The organism is Amycolatopsis dongchuanensis, from assembly GCF_039542405.1.
In the GTDB taxonomy this organism is placed as follows: domain Bacteria; phylum Actinomycetota; class Actinomycetes; order Mycobacteriales; family Pseudonocardiaceae; genus Amycolatopsis_E; species Amycolatopsis_E sacchari.
The window spans coordinates 23,277-43,848 of the sequence record NZ_BAABIB010000099.1; the positions used below are offsets into that span (position 1 = coordinate 23,277).

At 67.6% G+C, this 20,572-nt stretch carries 23 protein-coding genes; 11 read left to right on the forward strand and 12 right to left on the reverse strand.

Annotation, left to right across the window (positions count from 1 at the left end):
* Positions 1 to 210: 210 nt before the first annotated feature.
* The 3 genes from ABFX51_RS26800 to ABFX51_RS26810 all read right to left on the reverse strand — a co-directional run bounded on the left by ABFX51_RS26800 (position 211) and on the right by ABFX51_RS26810 (position 3,191).
* On the reverse strand, positions 211 to 558 hold the full coding sequence (locus ABFX51_RS26800; protein ID WP_346055274.1) for a hypothetical protein: 348 nt from the start codon (positions 556 to 558) through the stop codon (positions 211 to 213).
* A gap of 401 nt (positions 559 to 959) precedes the next feature.
* Positions 960 to 2,066 carry a glycosyltransferase family 4 protein gene (locus ABFX51_RS26805; protein WP_091505162.1) on the reverse strand — a complete coding sequence of 369 codons (1,107 nt, stop codon included), beginning with the start codon at positions 2,064 to 2,066 and terminating at the stop codon, positions 960 to 962.
* Between the two features lie 3 nt (positions 2,067 to 2,069).
* The gene (locus ABFX51_RS26810; RefSeq protein WP_177228589.1) at positions 2,070 to 3,191 is read right to left on the reverse strand and encodes a glycosyltransferase family 4 protein; all 1,122 of its coding nucleotides are present in this window, start codon (positions 3,189 to 3,191) and stop codon (positions 2,070 to 2,072) included.
* Between the two features lie 155 nt (positions 3,192 to 3,346).
* On the opposite strand from ABFX51_RS26810, the gene ABFX51_RS26815 reads away from it, so the two are divergent.
* A complete protein-coding gene (locus ABFX51_RS26815) occupies positions 3,347 to 4,183 on the forward strand; it encodes an inositol monophosphatase family protein (protein ID WP_091505163.1) in 837 nt (278 codons plus the stop codon).
* A gap of 61 nt (positions 4,184 to 4,244) precedes the next feature.
* Positions 4,245 to 4,532 (forward strand): zinc-ribbon domain-containing protein, encoded by a 288-nt coding sequence (locus ABFX51_RS26820; protein ID WP_091505164.1) that lies wholly within the window; start codon positions 4,245 to 4,247, stop codon positions 4,530 to 4,532.
* Positions 4,533 to 4,664: 132 nt separating this feature from the next.
* Here the strand turns inward: ABFX51_RS26820 and ABFX51_RS26825 are convergent, their stop codons facing one another.
* Positions 4,665 to 5,543 carry an SDR family NAD(P)-dependent oxidoreductase gene (locus ABFX51_RS26825; RefSeq protein WP_091505165.1) on the reverse strand — a complete coding sequence of 293 codons (879 nt, stop codon included), beginning with the start codon at positions 5,541 to 5,543 and terminating at the stop codon, positions 4,665 to 4,667.
* A 208-nt stretch (positions 5,544 to 5,751) separates the two neighbouring features.
* On the opposite strand from ABFX51_RS26825, the gene ABFX51_RS26830 reads away from it, so the two are divergent.
* From ABFX51_RS26830 to ABFX51_RS26840, 3 genes are read left to right on the forward strand one after another with little or no spacing between them, the layout of a single operon-like run.
* On the forward strand, positions 5,752 to 6,504 hold the full coding sequence (locus ABFX51_RS26830) for a sugar phosphate nucleotidyltransferase (protein WP_091505166.1): 753 nt from the start codon (positions 5,752 to 5,754) through the stop codon (positions 6,502 to 6,504).
* Positions 6,491 to 7,843, forward strand: a complete 1,353-nt coding sequence (locus tag ABFX51_RS26835) for an NAD(P)-binding protein (RefSeq protein WP_091505167.1) — start codon at positions 6,491 to 6,493, stop codon at positions 7,841 to 7,843. Before ABFX51_RS26830 ends, ABFX51_RS26835 begins: the two co-directional genes overlap by 14 nt.
* Before the next feature lie 4 nt (positions 7,844 to 7,847).
* Positions 7,848 to 8,669: an SDR family NAD(P)-dependent oxidoreductase gene (locus tag ABFX51_RS26840; RefSeq protein ID WP_091505168.1), complete on the forward strand. Its 822-nt coding sequence runs from the start codon at positions 7,848 to 7,850 to the stop codon at positions 8,667 to 8,669.
* A gap of 3 nt (positions 8,670 to 8,672) precedes the next feature.
* On the opposite strand, the gene ABFX51_RS26845 is transcribed toward ABFX51_RS26840, so the two are convergent.
* The 5 genes from ABFX51_RS26845 to menD form a co-directional block, all read right to left on the reverse strand.
* Positions 8,673 to 9,536 (reverse strand): SDR family NAD(P)-dependent oxidoreductase, encoded by an 864-nt coding sequence (locus ABFX51_RS26845; RefSeq protein WP_177228591.1) that lies wholly within the window; start codon positions 9,534 to 9,536, stop codon positions 8,673 to 8,675.
* 58 nt (positions 9,537 to 9,594) lie between these two features.
* Positions 9,595 to 10,290, reverse strand: coding sequence for an SDR family oxidoreductase (locus ABFX51_RS26850; protein ID WP_091505170.1), 696 nt, complete (start codon positions 10,288 to 10,290; stop codon positions 9,595 to 9,597).
* 232 nt (positions 10,291 to 10,522) lie between these two features.
* Positions 10,523 to 10,987, reverse strand: a complete 465-nt coding sequence (locus ABFX51_RS26855; RefSeq protein ID WP_218153417.1) for a DUF3592 domain-containing protein — start codon at positions 10,985 to 10,987, stop codon at positions 10,523 to 10,525.
* A gap of 315 nt (positions 10,988 to 11,302) precedes the next feature.
* Entirely contained in the window at positions 11,303 to 12,820 is a 1,518-nt protein-coding gene (locus ABFX51_RS26860) for a M1 family metallopeptidase (RefSeq protein WP_091505172.1), read from the reverse strand.
* Positions 12,821 to 13,060: 240 nt separating this feature from the next.
* A complete protein-coding gene (gene menD / locus ABFX51_RS26865) occupies positions 13,061 to 14,716 on the reverse strand; it encodes a 2-succinyl-5-enolpyruvyl-6-hydroxy-3-cyclohexene-1-carboxylic-acid synthase (protein ID WP_177228592.1) in 1,656 nt (551 codons plus the stop codon).
* Between the two features lie 57 nt (positions 14,717 to 14,773).
* Here menD and ABFX51_RS26870 point away from each other — a divergent pair, with 57 nt between their 5' ends.
* The 4 genes from ABFX51_RS26870 (at position 14,774) to ABFX51_RS26885 (ending at position 17,960) form a co-directional block, all read left to right on the forward strand.
* Positions 14,774 to 15,697 carry a 1,4-dihydroxy-2-naphthoyl-CoA synthase gene (locus ABFX51_RS26870; protein ID WP_346055276.1) on the forward strand — a complete coding sequence of 308 codons (924 nt, stop codon included), beginning with the start codon at positions 14,774 to 14,776 and terminating at the stop codon, positions 15,695 to 15,697.
* 8 nt (positions 15,698 to 15,705) lie between these two features.
* Positions 15,706 to 16,833, forward strand: coding sequence for an o-succinylbenzoate--CoA ligase (gene menE, locus ABFX51_RS26875; protein WP_346055277.1), 1,128 nt, complete (start codon positions 15,706 to 15,708; stop codon positions 16,831 to 16,833).
* 92 nt (positions 16,834 to 16,925) lie between these two features.
* Entirely contained in the window at positions 16,926 to 17,063 is a 138-nt protein-coding gene (locus ABFX51_RS26880) for a hypothetical protein (protein ID WP_346055278.1), read from the forward strand.
* Positions 17,064 to 17,087: 24 nt separating this feature from the next.
* Positions 17,088 to 17,960 carry a 1,4-dihydroxy-2-naphthoate polyprenyltransferase gene (locus ABFX51_RS26885; RefSeq protein WP_346055279.1) on the forward strand — a complete coding sequence of 291 codons (873 nt, stop codon included), beginning with the start codon at positions 17,088 to 17,090 and terminating at the stop codon, positions 17,958 to 17,960.
* Here the strand turns inward: ABFX51_RS26885 and cds1 are convergent, their stop codons facing one another.
* From cds1 to ABFX51_RS26900, 3 genes are read right to left on the reverse strand one after another with little or no spacing between them, the layout of a single operon-like run.
* Entirely contained in the window at positions 17,961 to 19,028 is a 1,068-nt protein-coding gene (gene cds1, locus ABFX51_RS26890) for an L-cysteine desulfhydrase Cds1 (RefSeq protein WP_091505178.1), read from the reverse strand.
* Entirely contained in the window at positions 19,025 to 19,309 is a 285-nt protein-coding gene (locus tag ABFX51_RS26895; RefSeq protein WP_091505179.1) for a DUF4229 domain-containing protein, read from the reverse strand. Before ABFX51_RS26895 ends, cds1 begins: the two co-directional genes overlap by 4 nt.
* Before the next feature lie 54 nt (positions 19,310 to 19,363).
* Positions 19,364 to 19,822, reverse strand: coding sequence for an Lrp/AsnC family transcriptional regulator (locus ABFX51_RS26900; RefSeq protein ID WP_177228594.1), 459 nt, complete (start codon positions 19,820 to 19,822; stop codon positions 19,364 to 19,366).
* Between the two features lie 169 nt (positions 19,823 to 19,991).
* Here ABFX51_RS26900 and ABFX51_RS26905 point away from each other — a divergent pair, with 169 nt between their 5' ends.
* Both ABFX51_RS26905 and ABFX51_RS26910 read left to right on the forward strand, forming a co-directional pair.
* Positions 19,992 to 20,201 carry a BldC family transcriptional regulator gene (locus ABFX51_RS26905; RefSeq protein WP_091505180.1) on the forward strand — a complete coding sequence of 70 codons (210 nt, stop codon included), beginning with the start codon at positions 19,992 to 19,994 and terminating at the stop codon, positions 20,199 to 20,201.
* Positions 20,202 to 20,331: 130 nt separating this feature from the next.
* Positions 20,332 to 20,514 (forward strand): hypothetical protein, encoded by a 183-nt coding sequence (locus ABFX51_RS26910; protein WP_091505181.1) that lies wholly within the window; start codon positions 20,332 to 20,334, stop codon positions 20,512 to 20,514.
* Positions 20,515 to 20,572 lie beyond the last annotated feature (58 nt).

Here is a 20,572-nt window from a genome sequence, read left to right on the forward strand (position 1 = left end):
TGCAGTACTGTCAATGGTCGAAGTCCGCCTGTTGCCGGTTGATCTTTGAGGCCTCGAACCGAAGATACCCAACGGAAATCGAGTCAACAGGACCTGTTTTGGCGGGGGCACTCGATAGGGGGGACGGTGTAACGCCCGCGCGTTCGGCCGCCCTGAAAGACCGCGTCGTGCCCGTTCGGCCGATCCACTCGAACCGGTGGCCTGCGATGATCAACCCACGGCGGGCCAGGCCTCCGCTTCCACCGACAACGCGGTGGCGACGTCGAGCGTTCCCGATCGTACCTGTGCCGCAAGGGAATCCGGCTCGGCCGGCAGGAACAGCCAGCCTCGCACGTGTTCGTCGCAGTACCGGGGAGGCTCGCCGTCGCCGACGCCGAGCGCGGCGAAGTGGTCCCGGGCCGCCACCGTCTGCGGCACCCAGTGCCTGCCCCAGCGCAACACGATCCGCGCGAGGTCGTTGGGCACGTCGGCGGGGTGGATGAGCCGGTCGCCCGTGATCGGGATCAGCTGCGGGGTGTAGGTCGCGCCCGGCGCGGTGACCGTCAGGTAGTCAGTCATGTCTCGTTGCCTCGGATCTCGTACAGCGGGGAGCACCCGCGCGGGAGGAAATCCGCGCAGGACGAACAAGCGACGTGGCTCGGCCAGGTCGCTGGACACGCGCTCGACTACGGAGCGGTATTACTTATCGGGCTCCGCGAAAATAAACCACATGAACGGGTGGTTTAAAATCGCGATCATCGTCTTCGCCACCTCTTTCGGAAACGCATCTTCGGATTTCCGCTCGACAACTCCCACCACCATGATCAATACTGAGCGCACTGTGACCGACAGTATGCGCTCCTGCCGCGATCCGGTCGCACCACGCCACGGATCCGCTGGTACAGGAGCGTTTACGAAGGCTCTCGTTCTGAACCGATCGGAGATGTTAGCGAAACCGGTGAAAGATCGACAACGGGGTCTCAGTGCCGCAGCACGGACAACATTCCCCGCACGGACTCGGGCCAGGAGAATTCTTCGGCCCGCGCCCGCGCGGCGGCTCGTCGTGCTTCTTCCGGGCTTTCCAGCAATCCCGTCACGGCGTTCGCGAACGCGCCGGGAAGATCGGGAACGGCGGCCCCGCAACCAGGCCGGACTATTTCCCGCAGCGCGGACGACGCCGAGACCACCACCGGGGTGCCGGACGCCAGCGCTTCGAGCGCGGCGAGCCCGAACGTCTCATGTGGTCCGGGCGCGAGCGAGACGTCCGCGCTCGCCAGCAGGCGCGCGACGTCAGCGCGGTCGGACAGGAAACCGAGGAACGTGACGGGCAGCCCGCGAGCGCGGCGCTCCAGCGCCCGCCGCCGCGGACCGTCGCCGGCGATCACCAGCCGCACGCGGTCGCCCGACTCCGTCAGTTCGGCGACCGTGTCCACACTGCGTTCAACGTGTTTCTCCGGGGACAACCGACCACAGTGGACCAACAGTGCGTCCGCTCCCCCGGCGAGCTCGGAACGCCAACCGGAATCGCGGTGGGCAGGCGTGAAGGCGGCGAGGTCCACCCCCAGCGGCACGCGCTGCACGTTGGGCGCGCCGATGCGGTCGAACTCCTCGCGCGCGAACAAGGTGGTGCAGACCACCTTGTCGTAGCTTCGGGCCATCCGCCCGTTGGCCACATCGGCGATCCTCCGCGCGAGCGGGCCGGGCAGCAGGAACTGGGCCAGCAGCCGGTCGAGCCGCTCGTGTGAGATGACCACGCTCGGCACGTCGTGCCGCCGCGCCCAGGTGCCCATGCCCCGCAGGGTCAGCCGGTCCGACACTTCGAGGCGGTCCGGTTCCAGCTCGCGCAACAACGCCCGCACGCGGTACGGGTCGACCGCCCGGTATCCGCCCGTGCCCGGGATCTTCGGCGCGGGCAGGGAAAACCGGCGGACGCCGGTCGGCAGCACCTCTTCGCGGTACCGGCTGCCGGGCACGACGAGCGTCACCCGGTGCCCGCTCGCCACGTACCCCGCGCCGAGGTGGTGCAGCGCGGTGCGGAGCCCGCCCGAGCGGGGCCCGTAGAAGTTGGCGAGCTGAACGATGTGCATCGCTCAGGCCGCACGGGCGACGGGCCCCGCGACGGCTTGGTAGTGCCCGACGAGTTCGGCGCACACCGCGGGCCACGTCCGGCCGAGGACGACCTTGCGTGCCTTCTGCCCGAGCCGGGCGCGCAGGGCCGGATCACGCAGGTCCCGCACCCGGTCGACGAGTTCCCGCGCGAAGTCCGGCCGGTCGACGGGCAGCAGGTAACCGGTGCGGCCGGGCAGGACGAGGTCCCTGGGGCCACCGGCGTCAGGCGCGAGGACGGGCAGGCCGGAGGCCATGGCCTCCTGCACGGCCTGGCAGAACGTTTCGTAGGGACCGGTGTGGACGAAGACGTCGAGGCTCGCGTACGCCGCGGCGAGTTCGTCGCCGTAGCGCGCCCCGAGGAAGGCGGCGTTCGGCAGGGCCGCCCGCAGCGGCTCGAGTTCCGGTCCGTCGCCGACCGCCACGACGCGAATCCCCGGCACCCCGTCGAGCGCGGCGAGCCGGTCGACCTCCTTCTCGGGCGCGAGGCGTCCGACGAAGCCGACGAGCAGCGCACCGTCGGGCGCGAGCCGGGCGCGGAGCTCGGCATCGGCGTGCTCGGGCGAGAACCGCTCGACGTCCACCCCCCGGCCCCACCTGTATACACGCGGTATGCCGTGTGCACGCAGGTCGTGCACGGATTGCGTGGAGGGGGCGAGGGTCCGGTCGGCCTTCGTATGCAACCTGCGTACCCAGCGCCAGGCCGCGCGAGCACCGAGCCGGAGGCCGTACGCGGTGGCGAAGCCGGGGATGTCGGTCTGGTAGACGGCGACCGTCGGCACGCGCAGCCGGCGTGCCGCGGCGAGCCCCCGCGCGCCGACGACGAAGGGCGAGGCGAGGTGCACGACGTCGGGGCGGAACCCGGCGAGCGCGGTGAGCACGGTCCGGGTCGGCAGCCCGATGGGCAGGGAGTTGACCACCGGGAGGTCGACCGCCGGGATGCGGACCACCGGGGCGCCGAGGTACTCGTCCGGCCCGGTGAGGCCGGGCGCGACGACGAGGACGTCGTCGCCGCGTCCGCGCAGGTGCTCCACCACGCGCAGGACCGAGTTGGTCACGCCGTTCACCTGCGGGAGGAAGCTTTCGGTGACGATGGCGACTCGCACCTGGTGAAGGTCTCACGGGTGCCCGGTTCGTCCGGGGAAGGGGGCGTGACCGGCGTGGAAACGCTGCCCGAACTTCCCGGACCGCTGCCTTCCGGAGTAGACACTTCATCTCCCCGTAGCGTTCCGGACACTCGGTGCGGCCACACTAGACCGGCGTGACCCTTCTATCCGCCCGCCCGTCCCAGCCGGTCGAGCCCGGCCTGCTGTCACGGGCGCTCGAGGTCGCCGGACGGCTGGCCAACGACGCCACCGACGTGATCACCGCGACCGCCGGCCGGGGTGCGCACCCGGACACGAGAGAGTCGCCGTTCGACTGGGTCACCGACACCGACCGGATCCTCGAACGGCACACGAGGCGTGTGCTGACGGCCGAGTTCCCCGGTATCCCGGTGGTGGGCGAGGAGTTCGGCGCCGACCACGGAGCCGATCGCGCGCCGTACCGCTGGGTGGTCGACCCGGTGGACGGCACGGCCAACTACGTCGCCGGGGTGCCGTGGTGCGCCTACAGCCTCGCGCTGGTGGACGCGTCGGGGCCGGTCGTCGGGGTGGTCGCGGACCCGTACCGGGCGCAGATCTACGCCGCGGCGCGCGGCCGGGGCACGCGGGCGAACGGCAAACCGGTGCGGTTGACCGACCGGCCGCTGACCGAGGGCGCGATCGTGTGCACGGAGCTGGCGCGCAAGGGTCCGTGGCCGGGAATGGGCGAGTTCATCGAGCGCGCCGCGGCCGCGCACGTCGGGGTCCGCGTACTGGGGTCGGCGGCGCTGTCGATCGCGCAGGTCGCGCTGGGTCACGCGGCCGCCGCGGTGCTGCACAGCTATCACGAGTGGGACGTGGCGGGCTCGGTCGCGCTGGCGATCGAGGCGGGGGCCGCGGTGCTGGACCGGCGGGGTGAAGGCACGGCGCTCCCGGCCGACGGCCTGCTCGTCGCGGCGCCCAGTGCTGCCGAGGAGGTCCTGTCGTGGTGGCAGAAAGCGGCGATTTCACGCTGAGGGGATCTCGGGCGCGGGTTCGTGCGTCTGAGGGTCGTTTCCCGACGACTGGAGTGACCCGATGATCATCTACGGCTGGCGGCGCAAGGTGCACGACCTGGCGACCACGACCTACCTCTGCGCCCGCTGCGGCAACCCGAGCGCGCACGTCCTGCGCCGCGCGGTCACGAAGGTCACGCTGTTCTTCATCCCGCTGTTCCCCGTGTCGTCGAAGTACTTCACCGTCTGCACCTTCTGCGGCGCGACGAACGCCTTGACCAAGGACCAGGCCCAGGAGGTCCAGGCCGCGGCCGCCGCACAGGCGGCGCCGGTTCAGCCGCAGGTGCCGCAGCAGTACCAGAGCAACTGACGGGGTCACTTGCCCGTGAGGGCAGGCTCCGGGGTGGCGACTGTGGGCGTGCCGCGGCGGCTGCGGTGGGTGCCGGCGTGCTCTCGCACGCCACCCTGCGGTCACCGCGGTTACATCGCGGTCGTCGGCCGCTCACCAGGCCGTGAAGCCCCCATCGACGGGCAAATTCGCGCCGGTGATGTAGGCGGCTTCCTCCGACAGCAGGAAGCGAATAGCTGCGGTGACGTCGCCGACCTTGCCGAGCCTGCCCAGCGGATACTGCTCGGCAAGCTTCGCCCTGACCTCGGCGTCGGTCTTTCCCTGGCGGTACTTGGCCGTGACCGGATCTGGACCGGCCAGGTTCGTCCGGTGCGGCACGTACCTGCCGCTTCCATCGTCATACACCGGTGCCTGCACGTGACCGGGGCTGACGATGTTCACCGTCACACCCCATGGTGCTACTGCGACAGCTAGGTCTTTTGTCAGCTGGACAAGCCCCGCCTTGCTGACCGAGTACGCAGTTTCGCGAACAGGGCCCCGGTCGCCTTCGGTTTCGATCGGCAGCAATCCGTCGAACAACTTGTTGTTGAGGGCGGTCACACCGTAGATCGAGCCCACGTTGACTATCCGACCACCACCAGCTTCCCTCATGTAACCGAGTGCCTCCTGCGCAAGAAAGAAGGATGCCTCGAGGTTCGTCTCGACGACGTCCCGCCAATCTTGCACCGACGCGGCGAGCAGCGGCTTCAGCCTCGTGATAGCGGCGTTGTTGACCACACCGAACAGCCGGCCATCAGCTGCCGCGACCGAGCAGATCCGCTTTCGATCGTGACTCGAACGGATGTCACCCACGCACAGGGCGGCGCGATCGCTACCACCTTTTGCCAGCTCCACAGTCCGTCTGAGCGCCTGCTCATCACGCCCGACGAGGACGCAATGGTACCCATCCTCGAGTAAACGATGAGCCGTCGAGCGGCCCAGCATACCTCCCGCTCCGGTGACTATCACCCTCTTCTCGAAGTAGCTGCTCACAACCCTCCTTCCCTCCTCGACGTCACCTCGCAATACTCCGACGAAACTAGCGACGTCCGGATGGGACGGTAGAGGCCGGTTTTCACCAAAGCGCCTCACCCAGCATGCCCCTGAGTCGGTCTGCGAAAAATCGCCCCTCTTATGGTTGTCCGTCAACGTCCGTAGCGTCTAGTTCGATGGCCACAGACGACTCACGGAGCCTTTCCCGATGTGGAGCAACCGAGCAATATCGAGAGAAGTTGTTGGAATAGTTCTCGGCGGCGGCCGTGGAACTCGGCTCCGCCCGCTGACGGACAACACGAACAAGCATCTTCTGCCCATCGCCGGAACGCCCATGATCACGAGGTGCATCAATCAACTTCTTGAAGCAAACATCAAGGACATCGTCGTCCTGATCGATCAGAAGTACGCCTCGCAGTTCATGGACGCCTTGCAGGACGGACGATCATTGGGTGCACGCAGCCTGTGCTACGCGTGGCAGCCGTTGAACGGAGCAGGATTACCCACGGCAATTGCACATGCCGCGCCTCACACAAAAGGACGTCGCATCGTCGTCGCATGTGGTGACGTACTCATCGAAAAAGGGATCTCCGGCCCTGTTCAGGATTTCCTCGCCCAACCCCGAGGTGCGCGAATGGTCACAGCCTTCAGTGCCGACAGTGCGGGGTACAGCCCACTCAAGACCTTGGACGACCGAGTGGTCGACATTCTACCCAAGGACCAGAGCCGACATGTTCCAGCCATGATCGACCTCGGTGTGTACATGTACACCCCGGAGGTCTTCGACCGGATCCCCCGGCTGCTTCCGTCAGCGCGCGGCGAGACGGAGATCTGGGACCTCAATCTCAGCTACGCAGCTGAGGGTGAGTTGCGATTCAGTCAGATAGACGGCTGGTGGTCCGACACCGGAAGCGACCTCAAAACCTACTGCGAGGCGGACACGCACTATGCCAACAGGTAGCACGATTGGCCGAATTCCTCTGCTCATCCTAGGATCGGGCCTGGCCGGGCTCGGAGCTGGCGTGGAAGCACAGCGCCAAGGCATCCAAAGTCTGATCCTTGAGGCAGACGAGCTGCCAGGGGGACTTTGCAGAAGCTCAAAACTGCTCGGCTGCGAATTTGATTTCGGCCCAAAGATACTTATACTCGATGAATCCGAAAACTCGGCGGATATCCTAAACTTCCTCGACGGGAACCAGGAGGGTTACCCCCTGCGGGAAAACGTATACCTGACGGAGCACGGTCTGCTTGATTTCCCCCTGCAGCGCAATCTCGTGGACCTGCCACTAGCCGAGCGTATGAAGATTCTGCGAGATATCGAGTGGGCACAGCATCATCCGCGACCAATTCGAAGTTACCGGGACTGGCTGGTCAACGGCTACGGCCAACGCCTGTGTGAGCAGGTTCTCTTCCCCTACGAAGAGAAAAAATGGCAGATCTCGTTGGACGACTTGGACTACACCTGGGCGCTCGACCGACCGGTCAAAGTACACCTTGACGAGGTCAAAGCAGGAGCGTTCACCAAGCTCCAGCCAAGCAGGCAATACTTCTATCCAAAAGTCGGCAGCATCGCCACGCTCAGCGAGGCCATGGCTGAGCAGGCCGGAGAGATAGTGCTTGAGACGCGGGTCGAGCACATTGATCTTGAGCGGAAGTTGGTCCATGCCGGCCACAAAACCTACAGCTACGATACCCTCATCTCATCGATCCCCTTGGATGACGAGGTGCGGATGACCGGCGGTGGCGTGAACAAGGTCCTTCGACAGCAGGTCTCATCGACCCTCCGGCGGCTTTCGATCCGGGTTTTCAACCTTATCTTTGAAGGGAACGTGGAGCTGGACGGTACCGCGATCTACTTCCCAGAAAAAGAGTTCTTATTCAGGCGCATTTGCGTTTTGCAAAACCTCTGCCCTTCGTTATCGCGTACCGGGAAGACCCCACTCTCGATCGAGATCTCACTCAAGCCCGAAGAAGCACCACCGGCAGTAGGTGACCAACTGAGCGCGAGCCTGGAACAGCTCAAACGCATACCCCAGTTTGCAAAATTGGGCCGCCTCCTCGGCCACGAAGTACGAGAAATCGATTTCGCTTACCCCATGCAAACAAACGGATTACGCGCTTTGGTCGACCGGGTGCACCAAGAATACGCTCGACACGGTGTTTTTCATTGCGGTCGGGGTGGAAACTTCGACTACTGCAACAGTGATATCGCATACCGCCAAGGCAGGTCGACAGTGCAGCAGTTGAGTCGAGGGACGTTGGCTACCACTTCATGGACCTCTCAACGAACGACCGGGTGAAGAAATGGCAGTTCCTGATGTCACCGGCCGGCCCTTGTCCGAGTTGATTAGTCTGACAAAGCGCGTTGCGGTCGTGACCGGAGGAGCCGATGGAATAGGTCACGCGATAGCCTCTCGCTTCGCGGAAGCAGGCGCGGAGGTGGTAGTAGCCGATCTCGATTTTGCGAAAGCCCAGCGTACGACTGAAAAGCTTAGCGATCGATATCAACGCAAGTGCATAGGCGTCTACGCTGATGTATCAAGCAAGAAGTCCCTGCAGGATGCTGCGGAGTTCACGATCAAAGAGCTGGGCAGCCTGGACGTATGGGTGAACAACGCGGGGGTCTATCCCGTCACCCCCGTCCTCGAACTGACCGAAGATCAGTGGGAACACGTCATGGCCGTAAATTTGAAGGGGACCTTCCTGGGTTCGGTGGAAGCGGCAAAAAATATGATCGCGCTGAACCGTCCCGGCGTGATAATCAACCTCTCGTCTACGGTTGGCTACCGAGCAACCATGACAGGCTGGGCGGATTATGCCGCCGCCAAACACGGCGTCCGCGGCCTGACGAAAGCACTGTCCGTACAACTGGCTAGCTACGGTATTCGAGTACTGGCGCTTGCCCCAACAGGGACGAACACGCCGGGTATACGCAGGTCGGAACAGGAAGCCGAAGAGCAGGGAGTCGATCTGGAACGGTCGAGGCAGCGATCAATCAAACCTCTTGGACGCGAAGGTGTGCCAGATGACATAGCACGGGTTGCCCTTTTCTGCGCAAGCGACCTTTCCCTACTGATGACCGGCAGCACGCTTCTCGTCGACGGGGGCACACTCGCACTCTTGTGAGAGCTACCATGCAGAAAACCCACCGTCTGCGACGATGTTCGTCCCAGTCAGGTAGGACGCGTCGCACGACATGAGAAAACTGACTGGACCGGCAACATCCTCGACGCGTCCAAGACGTCGTAGAGGAACTCGGGCCTGGATTCGCTCCGAAATCTGCTCCCTCGCCTCGATCATCCTTGGGTCCGACTTCCCGACCAACCCTGATTGTTCGCCCGCAGCCAGTCGTCGACGCTTCTCTTCTTCAGGATGCGACACGAAACCCGGACTCACGGCGTTCACTGTGATCCCCCAACGGCCCACCGCCGTAGCGAGGTCGCGTGTGATCTGGAGCAGACCGCCCTTGCTGGCGGCATACGCGGACTCCCGGATGGGTCCGCGATCTCCTGGTGAGGTTTCGAGCACGTCCAACCCCAACGGATCTCGCCCCACGAGGCCATGGATGGAACCAATGTTCACGATCCGGCCCTCGCCATGTTTGCGCATATGCCCGACGGTGAGCTGAGCGAGAAAGAAGCAGGCCTCGAGGTTGGTCGTGATAGTGTTACGCCATTCCTCGACGGACTCATCCAACAACGGCGTCAACCGGGTTACTCCGGCATTGTTGACCAAACCAAAAAGCCTTCCACGCCATTCTACCGCACGCTGTACGAGCTCCTCACGCTCGTCAGGGTCACGAAGGTCGGTCATCACGACGAGGGCACGTTCGGCGTCAACACCAGAATTTTGGACAGTTTCTACCAGAAAGCTCTCGTCCGGTCCGGCAAGCACACATAGGAACCCGTCCCGGAGAAGTCGACGCGCGATACCACGACCGATCCCCGTTCCTCCGCCGGTAACAATGACCGTGCGATTTTTTTCTTCGTCCACAAACCCTCCGAAAGACAGGCGGATCAAAAGGGGTCAATTCCACGGCCGCCGTGGCAGGTCAGAACTGCGCCTGCCCCATGGGATGAACCAGGATTTCGTGCACAACCATGTGCGGTGGCATGTCGAGCAATCCCGTAACGACCTGAGCGAGGTCTTCCGGAGGCATCAGAGACCACGAGTCGCCAGAAGATTCGGCACGACGTCCCCCCCATGACGTGTCGATGCCACCTGGCATGACGCAGCAGACTTTCACCCCGTGGTCTTTAACCTCACGAAGCAGAGAACCGCTGAAACCGAGCAAACCGAATTTCGTAGCCGCGTAGACACTTGCACGTGGAGCGTACCTGCGCCCCCAGTCGGACCCGATGTTTACGATGAGACCCCGCTTGGCTGCCACCATGCCCCTTATCGCGGCATGGGCACAGAGAATTTGGCCAGTGAGATTGACATCGATCAGCTTCTTGAAGTCCTCAGGATCAGCCTGCTCGAATGGCTCGACTCTTCCTCCTGCGGCATTATTGACCAACACGTCAACGTCGCCGTATTTGGTACGCACGTGGGAGAAGAGGCTGTTAACGTCCTCCGGCCTCGAGATGTCGGTCCGCACCCAGTCGAACTTCGTTTGATCCTCGGGCTGAGTCCGAGACGCACCGACGACGTTCATCCCCCTACTGCACAGGGCGTTGGCAATAGCCAGCCCCAGACCGCGTGAGACGCCCGTAACGATTGCGGTGCGGTACTTTCCACCCGTCATCGGTACCAACCCGGGACAAAGCTCTTCGTCGGCGACTGCCTCAAGCGTGATCCTTCTGATGACATGGCGCCTCCAGCCGGAGGAGATAGTGTACTTGAGTTAACGGACCACCTGATGAAACAGTTCGTTCAGAAACCTATCCCGCCGCGACTTGTCGTGCAAGTGCCTCAGTGCGACGTGGCCCCGGGTGGGTTTCGCCTGCAAAGCCAGTGGGGGTGAATCCAGCTAGTTCTTACTTGCCCGTGAGGGCAGGCTCCGGCGTGGCGACTGTGGGCGTGCCGCGCCGGCTGCGGTGGCGGATCCACCACAGTGCGCCCACCGCGACGAGCCACGTGATCAGGATCGTCGTGCCCAGGGGCAGCAGCGTGAGGCTCGCCGTGCGGCCGGCCACCCTCGCCAGCTCCGGGTCCGACGTGTCGTACTCGATGCGGACCAGGTCCCCGGCCACGAGACCGCCCGGGTAGAGCACACCGTTGGCCGGGATGTGCACGATCCCATCAGGCGTCTCGAACCGGATGATCGTGCGATCCCACGACACCGAGTCGACCTGGGCGTTGGCCGCACCCAGGTGGCTCGTGATCGCACCGTCGTTGCGGATGGCCGCGAACAACAGCCCCACGCACAACGCGGTGATCAACCCGGCGACGCCGAACACGACACGACGAGCGATCCGCTGGCGTCGCTCGCTCGTCGTCACGCCTCCCAGGGTAGCGATGCCGGGCCCTCCCGCCGAGGTCGGTCGCGGTCAGTGCCCGCGCCACGGACACCGCCGGCACCCGGAGGAAGTGGCCCGCCACCGTGCGAGGTGCGCCGGGCCACCTCCGGACTCAGTACAGGTGCGGCACCGCGGGACGTGTGACGGGCCCCTCCGGATTCGGTACTGACCGGCCACCCTGCGACGCGCGGTGGGCCACCTCCGCACTCAGTACAGGTGCGCCGCCGCGCGACGTGTGACCGGCCACCTTCGGTACCGGCCCGCCGCCTTGCCACGTGCGGCGGGCCACCTCCCGACTCAGTACTGGTGCGCCGCCGCGAGCAGTTCGTGCGTCTGCTGGATCTTCGCGTACGACTTGGGCGCCACCGGGGCAGCTGCGGTGCGCAGGGCGGCCGTCGCGCCGTTCGGGCCCACCGCGGGCTTGCCCTTGGTGAACAGCCACGTGGTGAACAGGTCCTGCAGCGGCTTGCCGGAGATCCGCTCCGCCAGCGCGATGAACTGCGGGATCCGCGCGTCGCCGCCCTTGTGCTGCGCGACCCACGTCTTCAGGATCGTGAAGAACGCGTCGTCACCGACCGCGGTGCGCAGGGCCTGCAACGTCAGCGCGCCCCGGTCGTACACGGCGTTGTCGAACTGGTTCTCCGCGCCGGGGTCGCCCGGCAGCACCTGCCACAGCGGGTCATCCGCCGGGGCCGAGTCGTAGATGTACTGCGCCAGCTCCGCGGGCGTGCCCTCGCCCTCGTGCTCCGACCACAGGAACTCGGCGTACGACGCGAAACCCTCGTTCAGCCAGATGTCGCTCCAGCGCCCGAGGGACACCGCGTCCCCGAACCACTGGTGCGCGTTCTCGTGCGCGACGACCGACGTGTTGCTGCCCGAGCGGAAGAACGAAGCGCCGTACACCGGCCGCGTCTGGGCCTCCAGCGCGAAGTTCAGGCCCGTGGACACCACGCCGCCCTGCGCCTCGAACGGATACGGCCCGAACTGCGTCGACAGGAACTCGTCGATCTCCGGGGTGCGCTCGACGCTCGCCTTGGCGGCGTCGAGGGAGGCGCCCGCCGCCGGGTCGTACGCGGTGACGAACGGCTTGCCGTCGGGCGTGGTGGACTGGTTGACCTGGAACGCGCCCACCTCGAGCGTCGCCAGGTACGTCGCCTGCGGCTGGGTGCTGCGCCAGTTCCAGCGCGTCCAGCCCGCCCGCTGCTTCGTGGTGCGCACGAGCGTCCCGTTGGACAGCGCGGCCACGTTGTCCGGCACCTCGACGGAGATGTCGTACGTCGCCTTGTCCGTCGGGTGGTCGTTGGCGGGGAACCACCACTGCGAGTTCTGCGGCTCGTCCACGGCGAGCGCGCCGTCGGCGGTCTTCTTCCACGCCGTGTAGCCGTCGATGACGACCTTCGACGGGGTGTCGGCGTAGTTCACGACGACCGTGATCGTCTGGTTCTTCGCCAGCGGCTTGGCCGGGGTCACGACCAGCTCGCCGTTCTCGTTCGGATCGGCGTGGAACGCGGCGGGCACGTTGTTGATCCGCACGGAGTTGACGTGCAGGCCGAAGTCGAGGTCGAAGCTCGACAGGTCCTGCGTCGTCTTCGCGAGGATCGTCGTGGTGCCGGACAACAGGTCGGTGGCCGGCTGGTAGGTCAGCCGGATGTCGTAGTGCGAGACGTCGTAACCGCCGTTCCCCGCGTACGGGTAGTAGGGGTCACCGACGCCCGGCGCTCCCGCTGCCGGTGCGGCGCTCGCGGTGGCGGTGAGCAGTGTGGTCGCGATGCCAGTGGCGACAGCCCCCAGGCCCGCTCGAGTTCGCAGACGCATGGCCGGAAAGCTAGCGAGAAAACCGGCCACCGGATACGGCCTTAAGGAGGGTCTTACCGGCTGGGACGGAAAGGGGTGGCTCCTCGCCCGCGCCGGTGGTATGGACATCCGGAAGTCGGTGCCACGCCTGGTTTCCGCTGCTCAACGGCCTGCGAGCGAACACCCTGCCGCCTCACGAGCGGACCACTCGCTCGCACACGAAAATGCCCGTTCGCTCGCTACGACTTGCTCACTCGTGCGCTAGCGAAGGGCGTCCGCGACCGCCGTCCGCATCCGCGCGTGCAGATCCCGGTGCCGCGTCCGGTCCACCGGCACCTCGACCACCCGCAGCCCCGGTGCGGGCGCCAGCGCCGAACGGAACTCCTCCACGGTCGACACCACCTGGTGCGGCACGCCGAAACCCGCGCACAACGCGCCCAGGTTCGCCCCGTGCGGCGTGCCGAACACGCGCTCGAACGAGTCGCGGTGCTCGGGCGCCCCCTGCTCCAGCAGCGAGAAGATCCCGCCACCGTCGTCGTTGAGGACGACGATCGTGAGGTCGGGGCGGTCGTCGGCGAGCAGCGCGTTGACGTCGTGCAGGAACGTCAGGTCACCCAGCAGCGCGTACGACTGCCCGCGGTGCACGCTCGCCGCGCCGATCGCCGTCGAGACCGTGCCGTCGATCCCGGCCACGCCGCGATTCCGGTGGACCAGCACGTCGGGCCGCATCCGGCCGGCCAGCGCCACGTCCCGCGCCGGGTTGGACGAGCCGACCACCAGCAGCGCCTCCGGCGGCAGCGCGTCGATCAGCTCGGTCGCGATCCCCAGCCCGCTGGGCCAGTCCTCCCGGTGCAGCGCGGCGCGCACCGCGGCGGAGGCGGCGCGGTCCGCGCCCTGCCACGCCGCCAGCCACTCCGGGTCGGCGGGCTTCGTCGGCTCGTCGAACCACTGCCCGACCTGGCGGACGTTGTGCGCGGGCGCGGGCCAGTCCGAGTCCGGCCGCACCAGCAGCACCTCGACGTCCGCGTCCGAAAGCAGCGCCTGGACCTGCCGGAACACCGTGGGCCGCCCGATGCACAGGACCTGCTCCGGCTTGTGCGCCGCGATGAACTCGGACGCGCCGAGCAGCCAGATCCCGCTCGCGATGCCCGTGCCGCCGGCCAACCCCAGCCCGCCGGTCTCGGACACCACGGGCCAGCCGTACCGCTCAGCCCATTCGCTCGCCGCGCCGACCCCGCTGTCACACGCGATCACCAGGCCGCACCGCGCGGACGGCACCACGGACGACGGCAGCGCCCCGAAGTCCGGCAGCTCGGTCCAGCGGGCGCCACCGGGTCTGCCGTCCAGCGACTCGTACCAGTCGTCCGAGCCGTCGGGCACGAGCGGCTCGCGGAACGGGATGTTCAGGTGCACGGGCCCGCAACGCCATTCGCCGTACGCGGCGTTCCAGGCACGGCAGATCTGGCTGCGCCAGTACGCGTTCTGACCTGCGCGCCGCTCGGCGACGGCGAGCTCGTCGAAGTACCGGACGGCACCGCCGTACAGGTGCTGCTGCTCGATGACCTGGTTCGCACCTGCGGCCCGCAGTTCCGGCGGGCGGTCGGCGGTCAGCACGATCAGCGGCACGCCGGCGCGGTCGGCCTCTAGCACGGCGGGGTGGAAGTTCGCCGCAGCCGTACCCGAGGTGCAGACCACCGCGACCGGGCGCCCGGTGCGAGCGGCCATGCCGAGGGCGAGGAAGGCGGCGCCGCGCTCGTCGACGCGGACGTGCAGCTGCAGCCGCCCGGCCTCGGCGGCGTCGTGCAGCGCCAGCGACAGCGGCGCGTTGCGGGAGCCGGGGCACAGCACCACGTGGGAAACGGTGTTGCGCACCAGTTCGTCGACGAGGACCCTGGCCTGCGCGGTCGACGGATTCACCAGGTCCTCCCCGGTGTGTCGTCCATCATGCTGGCCACACGTCCTATTCTCCCAAACGTGCATGACGCCCAGGTTTCCGAGCTGTTCGACCCCGCCGCGTGGACCGAGGTCGAAGGTTTCGGCTTCACCGACATCACCTATCACCGCTCCGCCGAGGCACGCTCCGGCAAGCGCGTCGTGCGCATCGCGTTCGACCGTCCCGAGGTCCGCAACGCCTTCCGTCCCCACACAGTCGACGAGCTGTACCGCGCACTCGACCACGCGCGGATGAGCCCGGACGTCGGCTGCGTCCTGCTCACCGGGAACGGCCCGTCGCCCAAGGACGGCGGCTGGGCGTTCTGCTCCGGCGGAGACCAGCGTATTCGCGGAAGGTCCGGCTATCAGTACGCGAGCGGGGAGACCTCGGACACGGTGGACCCCGCGCGGGCGGGCCGCCTGCACATCCTGGAGGTCCAGCGCCTGATCAGGTTCATGCCGAAGGTCGTGATCTGCGTCGTACCGGGCTGGGCCGCGGGTGGCGGGCATTCGCTGCACGTGGTGTGCGACCTCACGATCGCCTCGGCCGAGCACGCCCGGTTCAAGCAGACCGACGCCGACGTGGGGTCCTTCGACGGCGGGTACGGCTCGGCGTACCTCGCGCGGCAGGTCGGGCAGAAGTTCGCGCGGGAGATCTTCTTCCTGGGCCGCGAGTACACGGCCGAGCAGATGCACGCGATGGGCGCGGTGAACGCGGTCGTGCCGCACGCTTCGCTCGAGGCCGAGGCGCTGCAGTGGGCGTGGGAGGTCAACGGGAAGTCGCCCACGGCACAGCGGATGCTCAAGTACGCGTTCAACCTGATCGACGACGGGCTCGTGGGCCAGCAGCTGTTCGCGGGCGAGACGACGCGCCTGGCGTACATGCAGGACGAGGCCGTCGAGGGGCGTGACTCCTTCCTCGAGAAGCGCGCGCCCGACTGGTCCGACTTCCCTTACTACTACTGAGGATTCGCGTGCGCGAGGTTCTGGTCGACGGATCCGCCGGCGAGCTGCGGGAGGCCTTGGCGGCAGCGCTCGACGGCGGTCCGGCGGTGCTGCCGCTGGCCCCGGGCTCGGAGCGGTTGCGGGACGCGATGGCGCCGTCCGAGCCGGTCGAGCCCGGCACCGCGGTGATCATCGCCACCTCGGGTTCGACGGGTGAGCCGAAGGGCGTACTGCTTTCGGCCGACGCGCTGCGGGCTTCGGCCCACGCGACCCACCGGCGTCTCGGCGGTCCCGGGCACTGGCTGCTCGCGACGCCGGCGCAGTACATCGGCGGTCTGCAGGTGATCGTGCGCTCGCTGCTCGCGGGCACGACGTGCGCGACGCTGCCGCCCGGGCACTTCGACGGTGAGCTGTTCGCCGAGGCCGCCGCGCCCGTGTTGCGGGAGGAAGGCCCGCGGTACACCGCGCTGGTGCCGACGCAGCTCACGCGGCTCCTCGACGGCGGCGGCCGCGGCCTGGACGCCGCGCGCGCGTTCGACGCGATCATCATCGGCGCAGCGGCGACATCGGCTGCGCTGCGCGAGCGGGCTGCGTCGGCGGGCGTGCGCATCGTGCCGTCGTACGGGATGAGTGAGACCGCGAGCGGGTGCGTCTACGACGGGGTGCCGTTGGACGGGGTGGAGGTGCGGATCGGGCCCGACGACCGGGTGCTGATCTCCGGGCCCGTGCTCACCCACGGCTACCGGCTGCGACCCGACCTGACGGCGGAAGCGCTGGTCGACGGCTGGTTCCGCACCGGCGACCGCGGGCGGCTGGTGGACGGCAGGCTCGAGGTGCTGGGCCGGCTCGACGACGTGATCAACACGGGCGGGGTCAAGGTGTCGGCGGCGGCGGTCGAGCGGGCGCTCGGGGCGTTGCCGGGGGTGCGGGAGGCGTGCGTGGTGGGCCTGCCGGACGTCGAGTGGGGGCAGGTCGTGGCGGCCGCGGTGGTGACGGAGGGGCCGGTGGCTGCCGCGGAGCTGCGGGCCGCGGTGCGCTCGGCGGTGGGGGCGGCCGGGGTGCCGAAGCGCGTGGAGTTCGTGGGGGCGTTGCCGCTGCGGGGGCCTGGGAAGGTGGACCGGGCTGCGGTGGTCTCGCAGGTGTTCGGGGTGCGTTGAGGCGCTTCGCGGAGCTGTTGAAGGCAGGTGTTCGCCGCGTCTTCGCCACAGGGCTGTTGACAGGGTGTGGGCGCGCGGCTTTCACTCAGCGGATGAAACGCTTCGTCTTCGCGGTCCTGGCCTTCGCGGCTCTGGCGTTCGCCGCCGCGCCGGTGGCGTCGGCTTCGGTGGGCTCGGAGGAGCCGGGCAGCGGCACGCTCACCTGGTCCGTCCCGACTGACGCGGAGTAACGGCCGTCGCCCACAATGGGTGACATGGCGACAGTTGCACAGTGGATCGAGGGGGCCCGTCCGCGGACCCTGCCCAACGCCGTGGCACCCGTCGTGGCCGGGGTGGGGGCCACGGTCCAGCTGGGTGCGTTCTCGTGGTGGCAGTCGCTGCTGGCGTTGCTCGTGGCGCTGTCGCTGATCATCGGCGTCAACTTCGCCAACGACTATTCCGACGGCATCCGGGGCACGGACGAGAACCGCGTCGGCCCGCTGCGGCTCGTAGGTTCCGGGGTCGCGGCGCCCCGCCTGGTGCTGGCCGCCGCGCTGGCTTGTCTGGGCCTGGCGGGCGTACTCGGCCTGCTGCTGGTGGTGCTGTCGGGACACTGGTGGCTGCTGATCATGGGCGCGGCGTGCATCCTCGGCGCGTGGTTCTACACCGGCGGGAAGAAGCCCTACGGCTACGCGGGTCTCGGCGAAATCGCGGTGTTCGTGTTCTTCGGGCTGGCCGCGGTGCTGGGCACGGTGTACGTGCAAGCGGGCCGCGTGAGCTGGATCGCGGTGGGGGCCGCGGTGGCCGTCGGCTGCTTCTCGATGGCCGTGCTGACGGCGAACAACCTGCGCGACATCCCTACGGACCGTGAGGTCGGGAAGAACACCCTCGCCGTCCGTCTGGGTGACGCCGGCACGCGGCGGCTATACCTGGTGTTGATCACGGTGCCGTACGTGGTGACCGTGCTGATCGGGGTGTGGCACCCGCTGGTGCTGATCGCGCTGGTGACGGCGGTCCTGCTGCGCGGCCCGGTGAAGGCCATCGTGACCGGCGGCACGGGTCGGGGGTTGATCCCCGTGCTGCGGGACACCGGACTGGTGATGCTGGCGTGGTCCGTCCTCAGTGGACTGTTGATCGCCCTGAGCTGATCAGGCCGCGGGCCACCGCCCGGTGACGAGGAACTCCTCCATCACCGCGCGCTCCGACTCCACGTCCAGGCCCTGCTCGGCCACCCACTCGTCGTTGTAGTACGTGTGCGCGTACCGCTCGCCGCCGTCGCACAGGAGGGTTACCACCGAACCGCTCTGGCCGGCGGCGAGCATGCGTGCGATCAGCTGGAACGCGCCGTACAGGTTGGTGCCCGTCGAACCCCCCGCCCAGTGACCGGTGCGTTCCCGCAGCAAGCGGATCGCCGCCACCGAGCCCGCGTCGGGGACCTGGATCATCTCGTCGATCACCTGCGGCACGAACGACGGCTCGACCCGCGGGCGGCCGATCCCTTCGATCCGCGACGGCATACCCGTCGTGTAATCCAGGGCGCCCGTCTGCCACGCGCCGTAGAACGACGAGTTCTCCGGATCGACCACGCAGATCTTGGTCGTGTGCCTGCGGTACCGCACATAGCGACCGAACGTCGCGCTCGTGCCGCCCGTGCCCGCCCCCACCACGATCCACGTCGGCACCGGGTGCCGCTCCAGGCGCATCTGCGCGAACACCGACTCCGCGATGTTGTTGTTCCCCCGCCAGTCCGTCGCCCGCTCGGCATACGTGAACTGGTCCAGGTAGTGCCCACCGCACTCGGCGGCCAGCCGCTCCGCCTCGCTGTACACCTCCGGCGGACGGTCCACGAAATGGCACCGCCCGCCGTAGAACTCGATCAGCTGCACCTTCTCCGGGCTCGTCTTCCGCGGCACCACCGCGACGAACTCCAGCCCCAGCATCCGCGCGAAGTACGCCTCCGACACCGCCGTCGAACCGCTCGACGCCTCGATCAACGGCGTGTCCGGGCCGATCTGGCCGTTCACCAGGCCGTACAGCAGCAGCGAGCGCGCCAGGCGGTGCTTCAGCGAACCGGTGGGGTGGACCGACTCGTCCTTCAGGTAAAGGTCGATCCCCCACGACGGCGGCAGCGGGAAGACGTGCAGGTGCGTGTCGGCACTGCGGTTCGCATCGGCCTCGATCAGGCGGACCGCTTCGCGCACCCAGGCGCGGTTCACTCCGACTCGCGCAGCTCGGCGCGCAGCTTCGCCCGCTCCTTGGCGCGGCGCTCGTTGCGTGCGGCCAGCCCCGCCGTGACGCGTGCGTTCAAGCCGCGGAACGCGAGCAGCCCGACCGGCAGCCCCACGACGATCCCGACCGCGAGCGCGACCAGCAGCGGCACCTTGACCAGCACCAGCACGGCCGCCACGACCACGATCAGGCCGAAACGCGCCAGCAGGTAGAGGGTCAGGTCCCGGGCCAGCGTCGAGCGTCCGGCCGCTGTCTGAGGTTCGCTCACGGATCCAGCGTAAGCAGCCAGGCGACGCGTGTCCTGGAGGGGTGGCGGTGACCCCTACGCGCCGTCCAGTTCGCGGTTGTTGGGCCGCCCCTCGAAGCGGGTCGACAAGACGACGGTGGTGCGGGTGCGGGCGACACCGGTGATCCGCCGCAGGCGGCCCAGCGTCTGCTCCAGCTCGTCCACCGTCGCGACGCGGACCTTCACCACGAAGGCCTCGTCGCCGGCGACCGCGTAGCAGCTCTCCACCTCCGGCAGGTCCGCGAGCGCGTCGGCGACCTCCTCGCTCTCCGCGGTGTCCGTGGGGTGGATGCCGACCAGCGCGGTGACCCCCAGGCCGACCGTGCTGGGGTCGACGACGGCGTGGTAGCCGGTGATCACGCCCGCCGCTTCGAGCTTGCCGACCCGCTCGTGCACCGACGACGCGGACAGCCCGACCGTTCTGCCCAGCTCCGCGTACGTCGCCCTTCCGTTGAGGCGTAACGCGGCGATGATCCTGCGGTCCAGTGCGTCCACACCGGTCACCATAGACCTGTCCGACCTGGGCGTTTTGTCCCTTACTACCTCTTTACTCTTCGACAACCGTTCGAGTACCTGCCGGGTGAAGTGCAACGATTGCCGGTGTTGAGGTTCCGAAGCGTCGGACGCTTTCGGTATAGCAGTGCAGCCGTTAAGGAGGCGGAAAATGACCGCGAGCGTTGGTGGCCGGTTGCTCACCCCCGGCGAGGTCGCCGCGTTGTTCCGGGTGGACCCGAAGACCGTGACGCGCTGGGCGACGGCGGGCCGCATCGGCTCCATCCGCACCCCGGGCGGGCACCGTCGGTTCCGCGAGTCCGAGGTGAACGCCCTGCTGGCCGAGCTGACCACGGACGCCAGCGAGCCCACGCGCGGCTGAGCGGACCACCGACCCGCGGCCCGGCGGAACGACGCCGGGAGCCGCGGGCCTTCGCGCGCCCCACACCCACCCCACGGCCGAACGGGTTACCCTCGGTGCAGCAGTACCCAGCACTCGGAAGGGAGCGGGCATGATCTACCTGCTCGCAGTGATCGGGGCGCTCACCGTCGCCGTCCTGTTCTGGCGGGCGTTCGGCCCGGAGCGTGTCGGGGTGTCCTCCCGCCGGGCGCCGCTCGCCCCCGACGACGACCCGGATTTCCTGCGCAAGCTCGGCGAGCAGCAGCGCCGTCCCGACGACGACGGTAAGAACTAGCTGTATGAGGCGTTGACGTTGGTGACGCCGGTGTGGAGCCGGGAGGCTGGCGGCTGGT

Excerpts from the sequence above, each read along its gene's own strand:
- ABFX51_RS26860 (WP_091505172.1), bottom strand. The coding sequence starts at position 12,820 with ATGCGTCTGCGAACTCGAGCGGGCCTGGGGGCTGTCGCCACTGGCATC.
- ABFX51_RS26805 (WP_091505162.1), bottom strand. The coding sequence starts at position 2,066 with ATGCACATCGTTCAGCTCGCCAACTTCTACGGGCCCCGCTCGGGCGGG.
- ABFX51_RS26840 (WP_091505168.1), top strand. The coding sequence starts at position 7,848 with ATGGCAGTTCCTGATGTCACCGGCCGGCCCTTGTCCGAGTTGATTAGT.
- ABFX51_RS26880 (WP_346055278.1), top strand. The coding sequence starts at position 16,926 with ATGAAACGCTTCGTCTTCGCGGTCCTGGCCTTCGCGGCTCTGGCGTTC.
- ABFX51_RS26820 (WP_091505164.1), top strand. The coding sequence starts at position 4,245 with ATGATCATCTACGGCTGGCGGCGCAAGGTGCACGACCTGGCGACCACG.
- ABFX51_RS26850 (WP_091505170.1), bottom strand. The coding sequence starts at position 10,290 with ATGACGGGTGGAAAGTACCGCACCGCAATCGTTACGGGCGTCTCACGC.
- ABFX51_RS26830 (WP_091505166.1), top strand. The coding sequence starts at position 5,752 with ATGTGGAGCAACCGAGCAATATCGAGAGAAGTTGTTGGAATAGTTCTC.
- ABFX51_RS26800 (WP_346055274.1), bottom strand. The coding sequence starts at position 558 with ATGACTGACTACCTGACGGTCACCGCGCCGGGCGCGACCTACACCCCG.
- ABFX51_RS26905 (WP_091505180.1), top strand. The coding sequence starts at position 19,992 with ATGACCGCGAGCGTTGGTGGCCGGTTGCTCACCCCCGGCGAGGTCGCC.
- ABFX51_RS26885 (WP_346055279.1), top strand. The coding sequence starts at position 17,088 with ATGGCGACAGTTGCACAGTGGATCGAGGGGGCCCGTCCGCGGACCCTG.
- ABFX51_RS26835 (WP_091505167.1), top strand. The coding sequence starts at position 6,491 with ATGCCAACAGGTAGCACGATTGGCCGAATTCCTCTGCTCATCCTAGGA.
- ABFX51_RS26910 (WP_091505181.1), top strand. The coding sequence starts at position 20,332 with ATGATCTACCTGCTCGCAGTGATCGGGGCGCTCACCGTCGCCGTCCTG.